The organism is Desulfovibrio sp. (assembly GCF_018379785.1).
Classification (GTDB): domain Bacteria; phylum Desulfobacterota; class Desulfovibrionia; order Desulfovibrionales; family Desulfovibrionaceae; genus Desulfovibrio.
Genome location: NZ_JAGZUV010000030.1, coordinates 1 through 15,880, shown reverse-complemented (window position 1 = coordinate 15,880; position 15,880 = coordinate 1). Strand labels below are relative to the sequence as shown.

Sequence of the window (15,880 nt, the reverse complement as noted above, 5' to 3'; positions counted from 1 at the left end):
GCGGAATTCGCCCCCTCCAAAAACAAAGATTGTGGAAAGCCTGAAATCTGCCGTAGCAGCTTGGAGTTAGCGTATTTACCTCCGCGAGGCAAGACAAAGCCCCTTTGCAAAACCATGCTTGGTGCTATACTATCGGGAATCACTTCTTTAAATCCGCAACAAAAGTTATTCAAGTATGTCGATGCCCTCGCCGCACGCCCCTTTGTACCCGATTTTTCTTTCGCTGGAAGGCCGCGCCTGTCTGGTGGCGGGCCTGGGCGGCGTGGGGCGACGCAAGCTAGAGGGTCTGCTGGCTTGCGGCCCGGCTTCGGTGCTGGTTCTGGATATCTTGCGAGCGGAAGATCTGTCTGCCGAAGCCGCAGCCCTGCTGACAGACCCCAGGGCGTGCTTTGAAAGCCGCACCTGTACTCCGACGGATATACAAGGTCGCGCCCTGGTATTCGCGGCTACCGGCAGCGCGGTGGAAAACGCCCGTATCGCCGCCTTGTGCCGGGAGGCGAATGTGCTCTGCAACTGTGCCAGCGCGCCCGAGCTGGGCGCTTTCAGCGTGCCCGCCGTGGCCCGGCAAGACGGGCTTGCGGCGGCCTTGTCCACAGGCGGGGCCAGTCCGGCTCTGGCCCGGCGCTGGCGATGCGAACTGGAGGGCTGGCTTGCCCCGCGCGCCCGTATGGTGCTCCTGATGGGCCGCCTGCGGCCTCTGGTCCTTGCCTTGCACGCCGAGACAGGGCAGAATACAGAGCTGTTCCGCAGGGTGGCGGCATCGCCTTTGCAGCACTGGCTGGCCGAAGGCGACCTTCAAAGCTGCCGACAGTGGCTTCTGGCGGAACTGCCCCCGGTTTTACACGTTCACATAGCGGAGTTGCTTGATGATCTCCCCTGAAGCCTCAACGCTGATAACTCTGATTTTCTATGCCTTGGCCAGCATCGTCGGTCTTGCGGGCATGATCATGCGCAGTCCCCTGTGGCGACGGCTGGGCTGCTGGCTGGCCATGGCCGGTTTCATCTGCCAGACCCTGATGCTGGCCATGGGCTTTCACAAAGCCCTGCCCGGCGGTCTGAGCTTGGGCGCGTATCTGCAGATGCTGGCCTGGTTTGTGCTGCTCTGCGGTCTGGCCGTTTGGTTCAAGCTGCGCCAGGAAGCAGCCCTGCTGTTTGCCGCGCCCTTGGGCCTGATGCTCTTCGCCATGTCCGCGCCCTACCTCAGCGCCCTTGTGCAGGTGCCCCCTTCGCTCAAAGCCCCTTTTTACGCCCTGCATATCGGCGCGCTGTTCCTGAGCCTGGGACTGCTGGCCCTCGCCTTTGCCGCCGGGGCGCTGTTTCTTTTTCTGGAGGGGCGGATCAAAAGCAAACAGAGCATGAAGGGTTTTTGGCAGGATATGCCCGCCCTTTCCATGCTGGATAAAATCAACGCCTTCACCACCCTGACGGCATTTCCGCTCTACACCCTGGGCATCGTGGCAGGTCTGATCTGGGCCAAACCCGTCTTCGGGGCCACGGTCACCGGCGACCCCAAGGAAGTCATCAGCATCGTGGTCTGGCTGCTGTTCGCGGTATTGTTCCACAACCGTCTGGCTAACGGCTGGAAGGGCCGCAAACCGGCGCGGCTGGCCATTTTTATTTTCCTTCTCTGTCTGTTTTCAATCATTGTGGTGAACACCTTCATGGATACGCATCACGCCTTCATCCGACGCTAACCGGGCATTGCTATGGACTGCGATATCTTTCTTGTGGGTCTCAATCACCGCACGGCGGGCGTGGATGTGCGCGAGCGCTTCGCCCTGGTAAACCACTGTGACGAGGAGCATTGGGCCCTGCCCTGTGCCGGGGCGGTGAGCGAGGCCATGATTCTTTCCACCTGTAATCGCGTGGAACTGTTGGCCGCGGGCACGGGCGACGTGTCCGGCCAGGTGCTGGAATGCTGGGCCAGGGCGCGCGGCGCGGAAGCCGACGAACTCCGGCCTTACGTCTACATTCATCAGAACCTGGAAGCCGTGCGCCATCTGTTTTCCGTGGCCTCCAGCCTGGATTCCATGGTCCTGGGCGAACCCCAGATCCTGGGTCAGTTGAAGAACGCCTACCGCAAGGCTGTGGACAGCCATGCCACGGGCGTGATTCTCAACCGCCTGCTGCACAAGGCATTTTCCGTAGCCAAACGGGTGCGCACGGAAACTGCCGTGGCCTCCAGCGCCGTATCCATCAGCTACGCGGCAGTGGAGCTGGCTAAACGAATCTTCGGGGATATGCATTCCCACAAGGCCCTGCTGGTGGGCGCGGGCGAAATGGCCGAACTGGCGGCCACCCACCTGCTGCAGGCCGGTATAGATGAAATTCTGGTAGCCAACCGCACCTTCGCGCGCGGCCAGGAGCTGGCCGAACAGTTCCACGGCCGGGCCATCCCCTTTGAGCAACTGGCCGGGCATCTCACGGAGGTGGACATCATCATCACCTCCACCGGCTCGCCGGAACCCGTCATCCGGGCCCGTGACATCCGGGCCGTGCTCAAGGCGCGTAAAAACCGGCCCATGTTCTTTATCGACATTGCCGTGCCCCGGGATATTGACCCGGACGTCAACGGCCTGGATAACGTCTACCTTTATGATATTGACGATCTTAAAGAAGTTGTTGAAGAAAACCTGGCAAACCGCCGGGACGAGGCGGCTAAAGCCACGGAAATCGTCAATGAGGAAGTGGAATTTTTTGCGCACTGGCTCAGCAGCCTTGACGCCCAGCCCACCATCGTGGACCTGATTCAGCGCGGGGAACGCGCGGCGCAGGAGGAGCTGGCCCGGACCCTCAAACGGCTGGGCCCGCTGGACGACGCAAGCCGCGAAGCCCTGGAGACCATGGCCAATGCTCTGGTACGCAAGCTGAATCACGATCCCATCATGTTTCTCAAAGGCGACGGCATGGCCCGCGAGGGGGCGGCGGCGCGCATCAGCACTGTGCGGCGGATTTTCAATCTGGACAAAAACGTCTGTACCTGTAGCGGGAAGAACTGATGCGCTGGTATGGCATTGACGATCTCAGCGCCGAAGACACGGCGCGTCTGGCTCAGGCCCTGGAGGATATGGAATTCAGCTCGGGCATGGACGGCCTTTACTGGCTGCCCGTGCCCGAAGCCCGGCTTTCGCCGGTACAGCGCGAGCATCAGGCGGGCTGTGGTCCCTATGTGCTGGGTCTGGAGCTGGAAGAGCACAGCCTGCGTCTGGAGTTGCTGGTACGGGCGCGGGGCCGTTTGCGTTGCGACTGTGTGCACTATGCCGGGCCGGAACTGCGCGCGCATATGATCGCCTATCTGGAGCAATTACTGGTTGATCTGGGGATCACCGGTTAACCTTCATCTGTTGCATGAACTCTTTGCCGGAACTGCGCAGCCTGCCCCCAGCCTCCGCCCGGCTGTGTCTCGTGGTGGAACGCTTCTGTCTGCGCCGTCTGGAGATCCCGCGCGGCACCCGGCTGGTGCTGGCGCTTTCGGGCGGGGCTGATTCCACCGCTCTGGCCTGCATCCTGTATATTCTTTCTCCGCGTCTCAGGCTCGATCTTTTCGCGTTGACCATAAATCACGGCCTGCGGCCCGAAGCCGATGCGGATGCCCGCTGCGCGCGTGACCTTTGCGCACAGCTCGGCATACCGTGCGTACAACGCCACGCGGATGTAACCGGGTTGGCGTCCAGCAACGGCTGGAGCCTGGAAGAAGCCGGACGCCACGCTCGCTACGCTCTTTTGGAAGAGGAGCGCCGCGCGCGTCGGGCGGATTTTGTGGCTCTCGGCCATCATAACGGGGATCTGAGCGAGGACGTGCTGCTGCGCCTTACGCGCGGCACGGGCTGGCCCGCGCTGGGCGGCATGGCGGCCCGCGACGATGGCCGCCATCTGTTGCGCCCCCTGCTTTTCACCCGGCCACAGGCGCTCAGGGAGCTGTTGCGCCAATGCGGCATTGCCTGGCGGGACGATGCCAGCAATGACAGCCCGGCCTTTACCCGCAACCGCCTGCGTCACAATGTCCTCCCCCTGCTGCGCGCGGAAAATCCATCACTGGACAGAAGCATGGCCGCGCTCTGGCAACTGGCGCAATGGGACGCGGACTACTGGGAAAAAACCCTGTCTGAAGCACTGGCCGCGCATCCCTGGCAGGAAGAGGCACACGACGGACATCCCTGTCTGATTCTTCCCCGCGCCCTGTTGGCGGCGCTGCATCCGGCGGCTCGTTTACGCCTCTACCTCAAGGTGGTGCGTCTGCTGATCGGCCGGACAAGCGGGGAATCGAGCGGGCAAGCCCGCTCTCGCACGCTGCTGGATTTGGACGCCGCGCTACGCGAGGGACGCGGCAATACCCGCTTTCAACTGCCCGGCGGCATTGAAGCCGCACTCAAGGGCGGCGCAATGCGTTTTTCCCGGACACTCGTCTTGCACAAGCACGCTTCGCATGAAGCGGACCGCCCCGATTTCCATGGAGAACAGGTGTGAGGGCCATACAGAAAAAACGGCTTACGGTTGTTGCTTTGGTGATTGCCTGTTCGGCAGTGCTTATGATTTTTTTTCTCTATACGGGCACTATTCTCTTCAATAACCCGCCACGAGAAAAATACCCCGTGCGCGGCGTGGATGTCTCGCGCCATCAGGGCGACATCAATTGGAAGGTGCTCTCACAACAGGACATAGCTTTTGCGTATATCAAGGCGACGGAAGGCAGTAATTTTGTTGATAAAAATTTTATGAAAAATTTTTCCGGCGCGTCTGAAACAGCTTTGCGCGTCGGCGCCTATCATTTTTTCAGTTATGACAGCAGCGGCGAGGCGCAGTATGCAAATTTCATTTCCGTTGTGCCGTTACGGGAGAATATGTTGCCGCCAGTGGTCGACATTGAATTTTACGGCGACAAAGAAGAAAATCTCCCGGACAGGGAAAAGACAAAAACAGAATTAAAAATTTTGCTGCAACTACTGGAAAAACACTATCAGATGAAGCCTGTCATCTATACCACCGGCAACGTATACGATCTATACATTATTGATGATTTTTACGAAAATGATATCTGGATCAGGAACATCTTTACGGAACCAAGGTTGGCTGACGGCCGCCCTTGGAAATTCTGGCAATATACCGCCAGAGAAAAACTGGCCGGATATGACGGAAGAGAAAAATATATTGATATGAACGCGTTTGCCGGAACACCGCAGGAATTTGCCGTATACCCCGCCCGTCTTGGCGCTCCTTAGAGTTGAAAGCTCTGGAAAGGATGGCAACAGCAATCATGGTCCAGTGCGGCGTCGGCTTTGAGATTGGATCAATTTCAAGCAAATCTACTGCGGGAAAAGAGCTGAAGGCCGCGCGGCATCTCCTCCCCAAACACTCACCCCGGAAAAGCCTTAATCTTCACGGGCCAGTTCCATGGCGGCGCGGGCTATGCCCCGGCTGCGCAGCCCCACCAGCTCACGTAACTGCAACTGTTTGCCGTGCTCCACAAAACTGTCCGGCAGGCCCAGACGCCGGATACACTGACCGCGCAGCAGACTGTGATCATTGAGAAATTCCAAAACAGCCGAGGAAAAGCCACCGGCCAGCGCGCCTTCTTCCACAATCAGCAGGCGGTCAAAACGCCGGGCCAGATCCGCCAGCTGTTCTTCCGGCAGGGGCTTGAGCCAGATGGGGTCAAAAACCAGGGGACTGAAACCCAGTTCTTTTTCCACGAGAGTCGCGGCCTCAAGAGCCGGGTGCGCGCGGTTACCCGCAGCGATGATGGCTATTTTTTCGCCCTGACGCAGCACTTCGCCCACGCCCGGCACGAGCTGACGCGGCTCTCCTTCCAAAGAGACGCCGAAGCCCGCGCCGCGCGGATAGCGCAGGGCGCAGGGGCCGTCGCCGTTCAGAGCGGTTTTCAGGCAGTGACGCAGCATGTCCTCATCGCGCGGGGCCAGCAGCCGGATCTGCGGAATATGCCGCAAGTAGGCGATGTCAAAGGCCCCATGATGTGTGGCCCCGTCCTCGCCCACCAGCCCGGCCCGGTCCACGCAGAAGGTCACGGGCAGATTTTGCAGGCAGACGTCGTGGATCACCTGGTCATAGCCGCGCTGCAAAAAAGTGGAATAAATAGCCAGCGCGGGCCGGTAGCCCTGGCTGGCCAGTCCGGCGGCAAATGTCACCGCATGCTGCTCACAGATGCCCGTATCCACAAAACGCTGCGGAAAGCGCTCACGGAAACGGTTGGTGCCCGTGCCTTCGGGCATGGCCGCCGTGATGGCGATGATCCGCTCGTCCTTTTCCGCCAGTTCCAGCAAAGTGTCGCTGAAAACGCGGGTAAAGGTGGGCAGTGCCGCCGAGGCCACGGGCAGGCCGGTTTCCGGCGTGAACAGGCCCACGCCGTGGTATTGGGTGGGATTCTTTTCCGCCGGGGCGTAGCCTTTGCCCTTGCGGGTGCGCACATGCAGCAGCACCGGTCCGTCCTCCACGGCGGCGGCCATTTGCAGATGCCGCCGCAGGGCCGGGATGTCATGTCCGTCCACCGGGCCGATATAGGTGAAGCGGAAGGCTTCGAAGAGCATGCCCGGCGTAAAGAAGGACTTGAAACTCCATTCGCCGCGCATGGCGTAAAGCGCCAGCTTTTGCCCGATGCGCGGGATGGAGCGCAGGAATCTGAGCACTTCCCGGCGGGTCTGGCGCACCCAGCGCCGCGAAAGCGTGCGGCTCAGAAACAGGGACAACGCGCCCACATTGGAGGAAATGGACATCTCATTGTCGTTGAGCACCACAATGAGCCGACGTCCCATATGCCCGGCCAGGTTGAGCCCTTCGAAAGCCTCTCCGGCGGTCAGCGAGCCGTCGCCGATGACCGCCAGCACATGGTGGCGCAGACCCGAGAGATCCCGAGCCAGGGCCATGCCCAGCGCCGCCGAAATGGAGGTGGAGGAATGGCCCACCCCGAAGTGATCGTAAGGGTTCTCGGCCATGCGCGGAAAGCCCGACAGGCCGCCCAGTGTGCGTAGCGTATGGAAGCTGCCGGCCCGGCCCGTGAGCAACTTGTGGGCATAGGCCTGATGGCCTACGTCCCAGATCAGCTTGTCCTTGTTCAGATCAAAAGTGGAAAGCAGGGCCAGGGTCAGCTCCACCACGCCCAGCGAGGGGGCCAGATGACCGCCGTTGTGCGCCACCACCTCAATGATGCGCCGACGCACCTCTTCCGCCAGCTCGGCCAGTTGGGGCTCGGAAAGAGCCGCAACCTGCGCGGGGTCGGTAATGCCGTCCAGAAGGGACGTTTCTGCCGTCTGGCTCATCTCAGGCCGCCCGGTTCACGGTATAATCGGCCAGAGCACGCAGGAAATCGGCCTCCGGCCCGGCAAAGTCCGCCAGCGCCGCCTGCGCCGCGTCAGCCTGGGCGCGGGCCAGTTCGCGGCTCTTCCCAAGGCCCACCAGAGAGGGATAGGTATTCTTGCCCTGCTCCGCGTCGCTGCCCGCAGGTTTGCCCAGCGTGGCCGTATCAGCCACCACATCCAGAATATCGTCGGCGATCTGGAAGGCCACTCCCAGAGATGCGCCGAAATCGCTGATGGACCGCAACGCCTTGTCGTGAGCTCCGGCCAGCAGGCCGCCGCACACACAGGAGGCCCGCAGCAGGGCTCCGGTCTTCATGGCGTGCATGCCCCGCAATTCCTCAAGGCTGACCCGGGAACGGCCGGTATAAATCATGTCCCATTCCTGCCCGCCCACCATGCCGGACGCCCCGGCGGCCAGAGCCAGTTCGGCCACGGCCCGGAGCAGCCTGTCAGGAGGCAGGGGCGCACGGCACATGATTACAAAGGCGTCAGTCAGCAGGCCGTCTCCGGCCAGAATGGCCGTGGCCTCGTCAAAAGCCTTGTGGTTGGAAGGCTTGCCGCGCCGCAGATCGTCGTCATCCATGGCGGGCAGATCGTCGTGGATCAGGGAATACGTATGGATCATCTCAATGGCCGCCGCAAAGGGCAGCGCCTTTTGCGGCTCCAGACCGCAGAGGGCGGCACAGCTCAGGCAGAGCACCGGGCGCAGCCGCTTGCCTCCGGCCTGCAGGCTGTAGAGCATGGACTCCTTGAGGCGCGCCGGTATGGGGCGGTCATCCAGACAGGCGGCCAAATACGTTTCCACTTCCCGGCCCCGGCTTTTGAGCAGAGCTTTCATTTCCTCCACGGGCATCACGGCTATTCCGCCTCCTGCGGCCCTTGGCCGCGTGCTGTACTCCCCACCTCATCCGGATTCAGAGATTTCAGCTCGCCGTCCTGCCAGAGGGAGAGTTCATGGCGAGCCTTCTCCAATTGTTCACGGCAAAAACGTGAACATGCCGCGCCTTCCTTGTACAGGGCCATGCCCTCTTCCAGCGGAAGATCGCCGGATTCCAGAGCGCTGACAATTTCCTGCAAGCGGGCCATTTTTTTCTCAAAAAGATTTTCTTTCTTGGGGCTCATGGGGCCTGACTCCCGGAATTAGCGGAATTGACGGACGGAAGGCGCTGGGCGCCGGAAGCGCCGGGCAGACCGGGGACGGACCGGGCCGAATCAGCTCCGGCCGGGACGTATGTCGCGGCGAGAAAAGGCTGCGGGTCCACGGACTGGCCCTGCACAATGAGCGAGAGATGCAGATGCGGCCCCGTCACCCGTCCGGTGGCGCCCACCAAGCCGATGATCTGGCCCTTGCGCACGCGCTCGCCGGGCCGGACTTTGGCTTCGGACATATGCAGGTACGAGCTGAAAACGCCCTCACCATGGTTGATGTACACCACATTGCCGGAAAAATACAGATTGTCCACCAGAACCACCTGACCGTCGGCGCAGGCCTGAATGGGCGAACCCTGCGCCCCGCGCAGATCCAGACCGCGATGCACGCTGCGCAGCTGGCCGTTGAACACCCGCTTCATGCCGAACAGGCTGGACACCCCCCCCGGAACGGGCCGCGCGAAGGGCAGTGTCCAGAGGCGTTCAGGCAGGGGATGGGTCAGAGCCTGACGCACTTTTTCGCGGTCATTCTTGATCCGGGCCAGCTGCGAGGCAGGCGGGTTGACATATTTTTTGTCCACCGTGAGCTTCTGCACCGGCCGGTCTTTGTCATAGAGGATCAGGCGGGTTTGCGCCACCGGCGTTGCGCTTTTGGCTTTTTTCGCCTCAGCCACGGCAGCCACGCCCAGTTCCAGACCGGCGGCCCCTTCATCCAGCGGCACGGGCAACAGGACCACCGCCCGCCACTGGCCGTTGTTTGGGCTGTTCTGCTGCGCGGCAGCCGTAACGGTCTTGCCCAGCCAATGAAAAACAAAGTGCCGGACCGGCTGGTCGCTGATGGCCTGCGCCAAAAAGGCGTCGCCCCTAGCCGCCTTTTCAGGCGCTTCCAGGCGCACTCCGGCCAGAACCGGAACACTGAACATAAGACAGGCCGCCAGCAGCGCCAGACGGCGCACGGCCAGGTTCAACAGAGTTCTCATTCTTTTTCCTCACCGGATTGCGCTTCTTCCGGGCTGACGCTCCTGACCACGGCGGCCAGACGGCCGTCGGCCAGGCGCACTTCAATATCCCGGCCGGGAGCCGTCTGTCCCACCGAACGCAGGATGCCGCCCTGCGCCGTGCGCACCAAGGCGTAACCACGATGCAATGGAGCCGACGGGTCATTGGCTGCCAGTGCCGATTCCAGGCTTTCCAGACGGCGGGAACGGTTTTCCAGCCAGGCGTCGCTCGCTGTCCGCAAACGATTCCCCGCCAGGGCCAGCGCATGTTCCGCATCGCTCAGGCGGTGCGGCAGGGCCGCCCGCAGGGCTGCATGCAACAAGACAAGACGCGCTTGGCGCACATCCAGTTTCTCTGGAGTCAGCGCGGCCCTGCGGGCCAGTTCCAGGCGTTCCCGGGCGCGGCCCTTGTCCGCGAGCCATTGCCGGGCAGCGCGTTGCAAAGCCAGGGAAAAGCGCGTCACCTGCTCGGACAGGCGGGCCTGATGGCGCGCGGGCGAGAACCAGCGCAGGGCGTTTTCCCGCTCCCGCAACAACAATTCCGCGCGTTCAAGGCGGCCGGCAGCGGCCCGCCGCAAAGCGGCAAACGCCTCGTCCAGGCGTTGCCGGAGTTCCGCGCGCAAAGGCCAGAGCAGTTGCGCCGCATGGGAGGGCGTGGCCGCGCGCAGGTCGGCGGTCAAATCCGCCAGGGTCACATCCACCTCATGGCCGATGCCCGCCAGCACGGGCAACCGTGAACAAAAAACAGCTTCGGCCACGGCCTCTTCATTGAAGGCCCAGAGATCTTCCAGCGAGCCGCCGCCCCGGATCAGCACAATGACCTGGGCCCAGCCCCGGGCATTGATCTCGTCCAAAGCCCGGATGATTTCCGGAGCGGCCTCCTCGCCCTGCACCGATGCGGGGAAAAGGCGTATCTCCGCGCCGCAGCCCCGATTCCGGGCCAGCTCCAGAAAATCGTGGATGGCCGCGCCGCTGGGCGAGGTGATCAGGGCCACCCGTTGCGGGTTCCAGGGCAGGGGGCGCTTGCGTTCCTGAGAGAAATACCCGGCTTCCGCCAGCTTACGCTTGCGCTCCTCAAAGGCCTGGGCCAGCAGACCCTGACCCGTGGGCTGCACCAGTTCCACCAGCAGCTGGTACTGGCCGCGCGGGGCATACACGCTGACCCGCCCGGCGCAGAGCAGATCCAGGCCGTTGCGCAACAACTCCAACGGCGAAGGCCGGGGCGTATCAAAGACCTCGCCGGTGAGCGGATCAAAGGCCCGCCCCTGCTCGGCCTGGCGTTGCTGTCCCCGGAACCAGACGCACTGCAACTGGGCGTCCTGGTCCTTGAGACTGAAGTAAATATGCCCGGAACCGGGACGAGAGAGGTTGCTCACCTCGCCGCGCACCCAGACAAAGGGGAAACGTCCCTCCAAGCTTCTGCGCAACTGTTCCGTGAGGGCCCGGACCGTCAGTATGCCGTCCTGCATAGGCACTGGCCGCAGCCGTCCCGGGCGGGATCAGGCCTGCTGCGTCTCCCAGCCGCGCCGTACCCCTGCGGCCCATTGGGAGAAATCCTCCTCAATGGCGTCCACGGTAAGTTCGCCTTTCTCACCGCTGCGGCGGTCCTTGCACTCCACGATGCCGCGCGCAAGCCCCTTGCCGCCCACCACAAGCTGCATGGGCGCGCCCAGCAGGTCGGCATCCTTGAATTTGACGCCCGGCCGTTCCTCACGGTCATCCAGCAACACGTCCACGCCCATATCCCGCAGCATGGCGTAAATCTCTTCGGCCTTAGCCGTAACTTCGGCATTGCGCGGGTCGAGGTTGAGCAGGATGCACTCAAAGGGGGCCACCGGCGGCGGAAAGACAATGCCGTTCTCGTCATGGTTCTGCTCAATGGCGGCGGCGGCCACGCGGGACACGCCAATCCCGTAGCACCCCATGATCATGAGCTTTTCCTTGCCATTCTCGTCCAGGAAGGCCGCGTGCATGGATTCGCTGTACTTGAGGCCGAGCATGAAGATGTGCCCCACCTCAATGCCCTTGGTCAGCTCGATGCGGCCGCCGCAACGCGGGCAGACATCTTCCGGCGTGATGGCGCGCAGATCCGCCCAAGCCGTGATCGCCGCGTCGCGGCGCAAATCCACATGCCTGAAATGGGCGTCCGCCGCGTTGGCTCCGGTGACGTAATCCGTGGCCCCCTGCAATTCCAGGTCGGCGTAAACGGGCACATCCAGGCCCACCGGCCCGGCAAAGCCCACCGGCGCATGGGTCAGAGCCTCCACCGTGGCGGCACCGGCCAGTTCCACTTCCTGGGCCTTGAGCAGATTCTTGAGCTTGATGTCGTTGACCTCACGGTCGCCGCGCACCAGGACGGCCACGGGCTTGCCGTCCACGCTGAAAAGCATGGTTTTGACCACAACCTTGGCCGGAACCCGCAACATGGCCGCCACTTCCTCCACGCTGTGCGCGCCGGGGGTAGCCACCTTTTCATAGTCCGGGCAGGCGCCCGTGCAAGCCTCTGTGCAAGCCTCGCCCTTCCAGACCACTTCGGCCCGTTCCACATTGGCGGCGTAATCGCAGTCATGGCAAAAGGCGATGGTATCCTCACCGGTATCGGCCAGGACCATGAATTCGTGGGAGAAATTGCCGCCGATGGAGCCGGTGTCCGCTTCCACGGCCCGGAATTTGAGGCCCAGGCGTTTGAATATGCGGGTATAGGCGTCATACATCAGCTTGTAGCTTTCTTCAGCCCCGGCGATGTCCGCATCAAAGGAATAGGCGTCCTTCATGACGAATTCGCGCCCGCGCATCAGGCCGAAGCGCGGCCGGATCTCGTCGCGGAATTTGCTCTGGATCTGATAGAGCCGCACGGGCAACTGCCGATAGGAGCGCACTTCGCCGCGCACCAGATCAGTGATCACTTCCTCATGGGTGGGGCCCAGGCAGTAGTCGCGCTCGTTGCGGTCCTTGAAGCGCAGCAGTTCCTTGCCGTAATGCTCCCAGCGGCCCGTCTCCTTCCAGAGATCGGCGGGCTGGACCATGGGCATGAGCAGTTCCTGAAAGCCGGCGGCATTGATCTCCTCGCGCACCACATCGGCGATTTTGTCAATGATTTTAAGCCCCAGCGGCAGATAAATGTACAGGCCGGAAGTGAGCCTGCGCACCATGCCCGCACGCAGCAGAAGTTTGTGGCTGACCACCTCGGCGTCGGCCGGGGATTCCTTGAGGGTGGGAATGTAACAGGAGCTGAAGCGCATGGATATTGCTTCCTTGCTATTGAGGTTTGCCGCCGCGCGCAGGGCGTCAGGCGGGCTGCCCCTTTTCATTGAGCAGCGTTTGCAATTCTTCCATAAAGGCCGCCAGCAGGGCTTCCTGGCCCCTGACCGAGCGGATGACCTCGCCTTTGCGAAAAATTATGCCCTTGTCCCGGCCTCCGGCCAGGCCCAGGTCCGCCTCGCGGGCTTCGCCGGGGCCGTTGACAACACAGCCCATGACCGCCACCTTGATGTCGGCCGTTGACTGGGCCAGACGTTCCTCCACGGCGCGGGCCAGGGCGAGGAGATCGATTTCCGTGCGGCCGCAGGTGGGGCAGGAAATGATTTCCGGCCCGCGCGAGCGCAGGCCCAGAGCGCGCAGAATTTCCCAGGCCACGGTGATCTCCTCCGCCGGGTCCGCAGTGAGCGAAACTCGCAGGGTGTCGCCGATGCCTTCGTGCAGCAGAATGCCCAGCCCCACGGAGGATTTGACCGTGCCGCGCAGCAGGCCGCCCGCCTCGGTGACGCCGATATGCAGAGGATAGTCGCAGGCCTCGTGCAGCAGACGGTAGGACGTGATGGTGTCCAGCACGGAAGAGGATTTGAGCGAAATCTTGGTGTCGTAAAAGCCGCGCCGCTCCAGCAGGCGCACATGCCCCAGCGCGCTTTGCACCAGAGCCTCGGGGCAGGGGCCGCCGTATCGCTTGAGCAGCGGCTTTTCCAACGAACCGGAATTGACGCCGATGCGGATCACGGCCTTATGTGCTTTGGCCGCGTCCACCACGTTGTCCACGTGCTCGCTGGGGCCGATATTGCCGGGATTGATGCGCAGGCCTTCCACGCCCGCTTCCAGGGCGGCGACAGCCAGCCGGTAGTCGAAGTGGATGTCCGCGATGAGCGGCAAAGGCGTGCCCGCGCGGATGGCGCGCAGGGCCCTGGCGGCGGCTTCGTCCGGCACGGCCAGGCGCACGGCCTCGCAGCCCCTGGCGGCCAGGCGCTCAATCTGGGCCAGGGTGGCGTCCACGTCGCGGGTGTCCGTATTGGTCATGCTCTGGACCATGACCGGCGCGCCGCCGCCGACAACCAGGCCGCCCAGCCGGATGGCGCGGGTTTTCGTGATGCGCATGTTCTGTCCCCCACCGCGAAAATTGCGGGCAACGGCGCGGGCCGCCGTCCTCACCCCATACTCCGACACTGAGGCGTTCTTGTATGCTATTTCGGGACACAAGCCAAGCCTTCATCTGGAACGCGTCTTGCATAAATTTTATGAACCCGGCCGGAACATTCCGCACTTTTTCCAAAAACGCACTCAAGTTCGCGGCCGGGCCGACGATAAGAACGATATCACCATGATTGAGGTTGCCATGCACAGTCCGTTGCGCCTTATTTTGTTCTGCGCGCTTCTGCTGCCGCTTCTGTCCGGCTGCAAAAATACCCCCACGCCCAATGATCCCGCCTATGTGGACGCAGTGGAAGTGAAGCTCAAATGCCGTGAACTGGCCGATCAGATGCTGGCCACCATGCCCAACGACGCCTTGCAGGGTTTTGTGGCCATGCCCACCTCCTTTGTGGACCAGAACAACACGTCGCGCTCTTCTCCGCTGGGCAGGCTCATGGGCGAAGCCCTGTTTTACGAATTCAACCAGCGCGGCTTTCCCACGCGGGAATACCGCCTGACCGGCCATATTTCCGTGGAAGGCGGCCGCGACGATCTGGCCCTGGCCGCCAATCAGATTGTGCCCACCAAGGGCCAGAAATGGGCCGCTCTGGTGGTGGGCACCTATTATGTGGATAAGGACGCCACCTTCGTCAATGCCCGCCTGGTGCGGGCCAGCGATGGCCTGGTACTGCGCACGGGCCAGCTCGTGCTGGTCAATACGCCGATTATCGCGCGGATGGGCAAAACCGATCCCGCGCCCGTGGCGGCCAAACCGGCTGCCGCGACGGCGCAAAACGAACGCCGCAGCCTGTATCCCTCGTTGTATACTCCGGCCAGTTCCATCAGCAGCGGCAGCATTCCCATTAAACAAGGCAAATAATGCCGGAAACGCCATGCGACACCTGTTTCTTTTTTCTTTCGCGGTATGGCTGGCGGCCTGCCCGCCCACAGTGGCCCTGGGGCAAAGTCTCTCGGCCTATGACAGCCCGTCCCAAGGCGCATCCTCTTTCGGCCAGGGGCCGGACATCAGCGCCACCTATCTGAAAGAGGCCCGTGAATATCGCAAGCAGGGGCGCTACGAACTGGCCCGCCAGTCCTACGCCCAGGCCCTGTCCACCTGCCGGAGCAATGCCAATCTGAATATCATCAAACGCGAACTGGCCGGTGTTGAACTTTTATTGCGCACCATGCGTTGAGGTTTGTCATGAGCCGTTTTCTTGTGATCATTCTGGTGCTCGCTGCCCTGCTCTTTCCTCTGACGGCCGCGGCCGTCGGCACGGTGCCCGGAGCCGCCAACAGCATTGCCGAACAATTGGACGATCAGCTGATGATGCGCTATGCGGGCGATGATCCCGGCACGAGCAAAAAACAGCGCCAGGCTCTGGCCCGCGCCCGGATCATGATCATGGGCACCACTCCGGCCAATATCAACAATCTTGAAGCGGCCTCTCCCCTGGCCCGCCAGATGACCGAGGAAATTTCACGCTGGCTGGTCAACGCGGGCTATCGCTACCAGGAATTACGCAAGGGCAGCTATATCCGCTTCGACAAGCGCACGGGCGAACTGATCCTGACCCGCGACGTGCGCAAGCTCGCCAGCACCCTGGGCACCGGCCAGGCGGTCCTGGCGGGCACCTATGTGGTCAGCGGCGAACAGGTACGCTTCAGCATGAGCCTGATCCACACCACCAGCAACGAAGTGCTGGCCAAGGGCACGGCCACGGTGCCCATTACCGATGACCTGCTGCCCCTGCTGGAAGATCAGCCCGCGGGCAGCGGCAAGGTGCCCACAGTTTACACCCGGTTGCAGTAGAGCCCAGTGTCGCGTCAAGCAACATCCACCACAAAGCCGTAAGGGGTTGCGCGCCGCCACAGGCGGCGTAATCACAGCAAAAACCGCGTATTTGGCTGTGATCTTCACGCCGAACCACCAGGTGAGGCGTGACGTCTCACGGGGAGACATCAACTTTTTCAATGACAGATAACTTCATATATGCTATCTTCTTTGTAGAAGGAGGAAAGCAA

General features: G+C 62.2%; 16 protein-coding genes. 9 read left to right on the top strand and 7 right to left on the bottom strand.

Annotated elements, in window-relative coordinates; translation table 11 throughout:
* Positions 1-175: 175 nt before the first annotated feature.
* Genes KH208_RS08115 through KH208_RS08090 form a run of 6 tightly spaced genes read left to right on the top strand, consistent with a single transcriptional unit; the run spans position 176 to position 5,219 of the window.
* The gene (locus KH208_RS08115) at positions 176-880 is read left to right on the top strand and encodes a bifunctional precorrin-2 dehydrogenase/sirohydrochlorin ferrochelatase (protein ID WP_291435359.1); all 705 of its coding nucleotides are present in this window, start codon (positions 176-178) and stop codon (positions 878-880) included.
* On the top strand, positions 867-1,694 hold the full coding sequence (ccsA, locus tag KH208_RS08110) for a cytochrome c biogenesis protein CcsA (RefSeq protein ID WP_291435358.1): 828 nt from the start codon (positions 867-869) through the stop codon (positions 1,692-1,694). Before KH208_RS08115 ends, ccsA begins: the two co-directional genes overlap by 14 nt.
* 12 nt (positions 1,695-1,706) lie before the next feature.
* Positions 1,707-2,999, top strand: coding sequence for a glutamyl-tRNA reductase (hemA, locus tag KH208_RS08105; protein ID WP_291435356.1), 1,293 nt, complete (start codon positions 1,707-1,709; stop codon positions 2,997-2,999).
* Complete coding sequence (locus KH208_RS08100) at positions 2,999-3,334, top strand: hypothetical protein (RefSeq protein WP_291435354.1); 336 nt, start codon at positions 2,999-3,001, stop codon at positions 3,332-3,334. The genes hemA and KH208_RS08100 overlap by 1 nt, the downstream gene beginning before the upstream one ends.
* A 14-nt stretch (positions 3,335-3,348) precedes the next feature.
* Positions 3,349-4,467 (top strand): tRNA lysidine(34) synthetase TilS, encoded by a 1,119-nt coding sequence (gene tilS / locus KH208_RS08095; RefSeq protein WP_291435352.1) that lies wholly within the window; start codon positions 3,349-3,351, stop codon positions 4,465-4,467.
* Positions 4,464-5,219, top strand: coding sequence for a GH25 family lysozyme (locus KH208_RS08090; protein ID WP_291435350.1), 756 nt, complete (start codon positions 4,464-4,466; stop codon positions 5,217-5,219). The genes tilS and KH208_RS08090 overlap by 4 nt, the downstream gene beginning before the upstream one ends.
* A 150-nt stretch (positions 5,220-5,369) precedes the next feature.
* Here KH208_RS08090 and dxs read toward each other — a convergent pair whose 3' ends face one another.
* Genes dxs through ispG form a run of 7 tightly spaced genes read right to left on the bottom strand, consistent with a single transcriptional unit; the run spans position 5,370 to position 13,822 of the window.
* Positions 5,370-7,271, bottom strand: coding sequence for a 1-deoxy-D-xylulose-5-phosphate synthase (gene dxs, locus KH208_RS08085; RefSeq protein ID WP_291435349.1), 1,902 nt, complete (start codon positions 7,269-7,271; stop codon positions 5,370-5,372).
* Position 7,272: 1 nt separating this feature from the next.
* Positions 7,273-8,163, bottom strand: a complete 891-nt coding sequence (locus KH208_RS08080; RefSeq protein ID WP_367114951.1) for a polyprenyl synthetase family protein — start codon at positions 8,161-8,163, stop codon at positions 7,273-7,275.
* A gap of 5 nt (positions 8,164-8,168) precedes the next feature.
* A complete protein-coding gene (xseB, locus tag KH208_RS08075; protein WP_062252009.1) occupies positions 8,169-8,432 on the bottom strand; it encodes an exodeoxyribonuclease VII small subunit in 264 nt (87 codons plus the stop codon).
* Entirely contained in the window at positions 8,429-9,439 is a 1,011-nt protein-coding gene (locus KH208_RS08070; protein WP_291435347.1) for a M23 family metallopeptidase, read from the bottom strand. Before KH208_RS08070 ends, xseB begins: the two co-directional genes overlap by 4 nt.
* Positions 9,436-10,926 carry an exodeoxyribonuclease VII large subunit gene (gene xseA / locus KH208_RS08065; protein ID WP_291435346.1) on the bottom strand — a complete coding sequence of 497 codons (1,491 nt, stop codon included), beginning with the start codon at positions 10,924-10,926 and terminating at the stop codon, positions 9,436-9,438. The genes KH208_RS08070 and xseA overlap by 4 nt, the downstream gene beginning before the upstream one ends.
* 30 nt (positions 10,927-10,956) lie before the next feature.
* Entirely contained in the window at positions 10,957-12,699 is a 1,743-nt protein-coding gene (locus KH208_RS08060; protein ID WP_291435345.1) for a proline--tRNA ligase, read from the bottom strand.
* 46 nt (positions 12,700-12,745) lie between these two features.
* Positions 12,746-13,822: a flavodoxin-dependent (E)-4-hydroxy-3-methylbut-2-enyl-diphosphate synthase gene (gene ispG / locus KH208_RS08055; protein WP_291435344.1), complete on the bottom strand. Its 1,077-nt coding sequence runs from the start codon at positions 13,820-13,822 to the stop codon at positions 12,746-12,748.
* A gap of 223 nt (positions 13,823-14,045) precedes the next feature.
* Between ispG and KH208_RS08050 the strand changes: the two genes are divergently transcribed.
* Genes KH208_RS08050 through KH208_RS08040 form a run of 3 tightly spaced genes read left to right on the top strand, consistent with a single transcriptional unit; the run spans position 14,046 to position 15,668 of the window.
* Positions 14,046-14,735 (top strand): FlgO family outer membrane protein, encoded by a 690-nt coding sequence (locus KH208_RS08050; RefSeq protein WP_291435343.1) that lies wholly within the window; start codon positions 14,046-14,048, stop codon positions 14,733-14,735.
* 13 nt (positions 14,736-14,748) lie between these two features.
* Positions 14,749-15,051, top strand: a complete 303-nt coding sequence (locus tag KH208_RS08045) for a hypothetical protein (RefSeq protein WP_291435342.1) — start codon at positions 14,749-14,751, stop codon at positions 15,049-15,051.
* Positions 15,052-15,059: 8 nt separating this feature from the next.
* Positions 15,060-15,668 carry a FlgO family outer membrane protein gene (locus KH208_RS08040; RefSeq protein WP_291435340.1) on the top strand — a complete coding sequence of 203 codons (609 nt, stop codon included), beginning with the start codon at positions 15,060-15,062 and terminating at the stop codon, positions 15,666-15,668.
* Positions 15,669-15,880 lie beyond the last annotated feature (212 nt).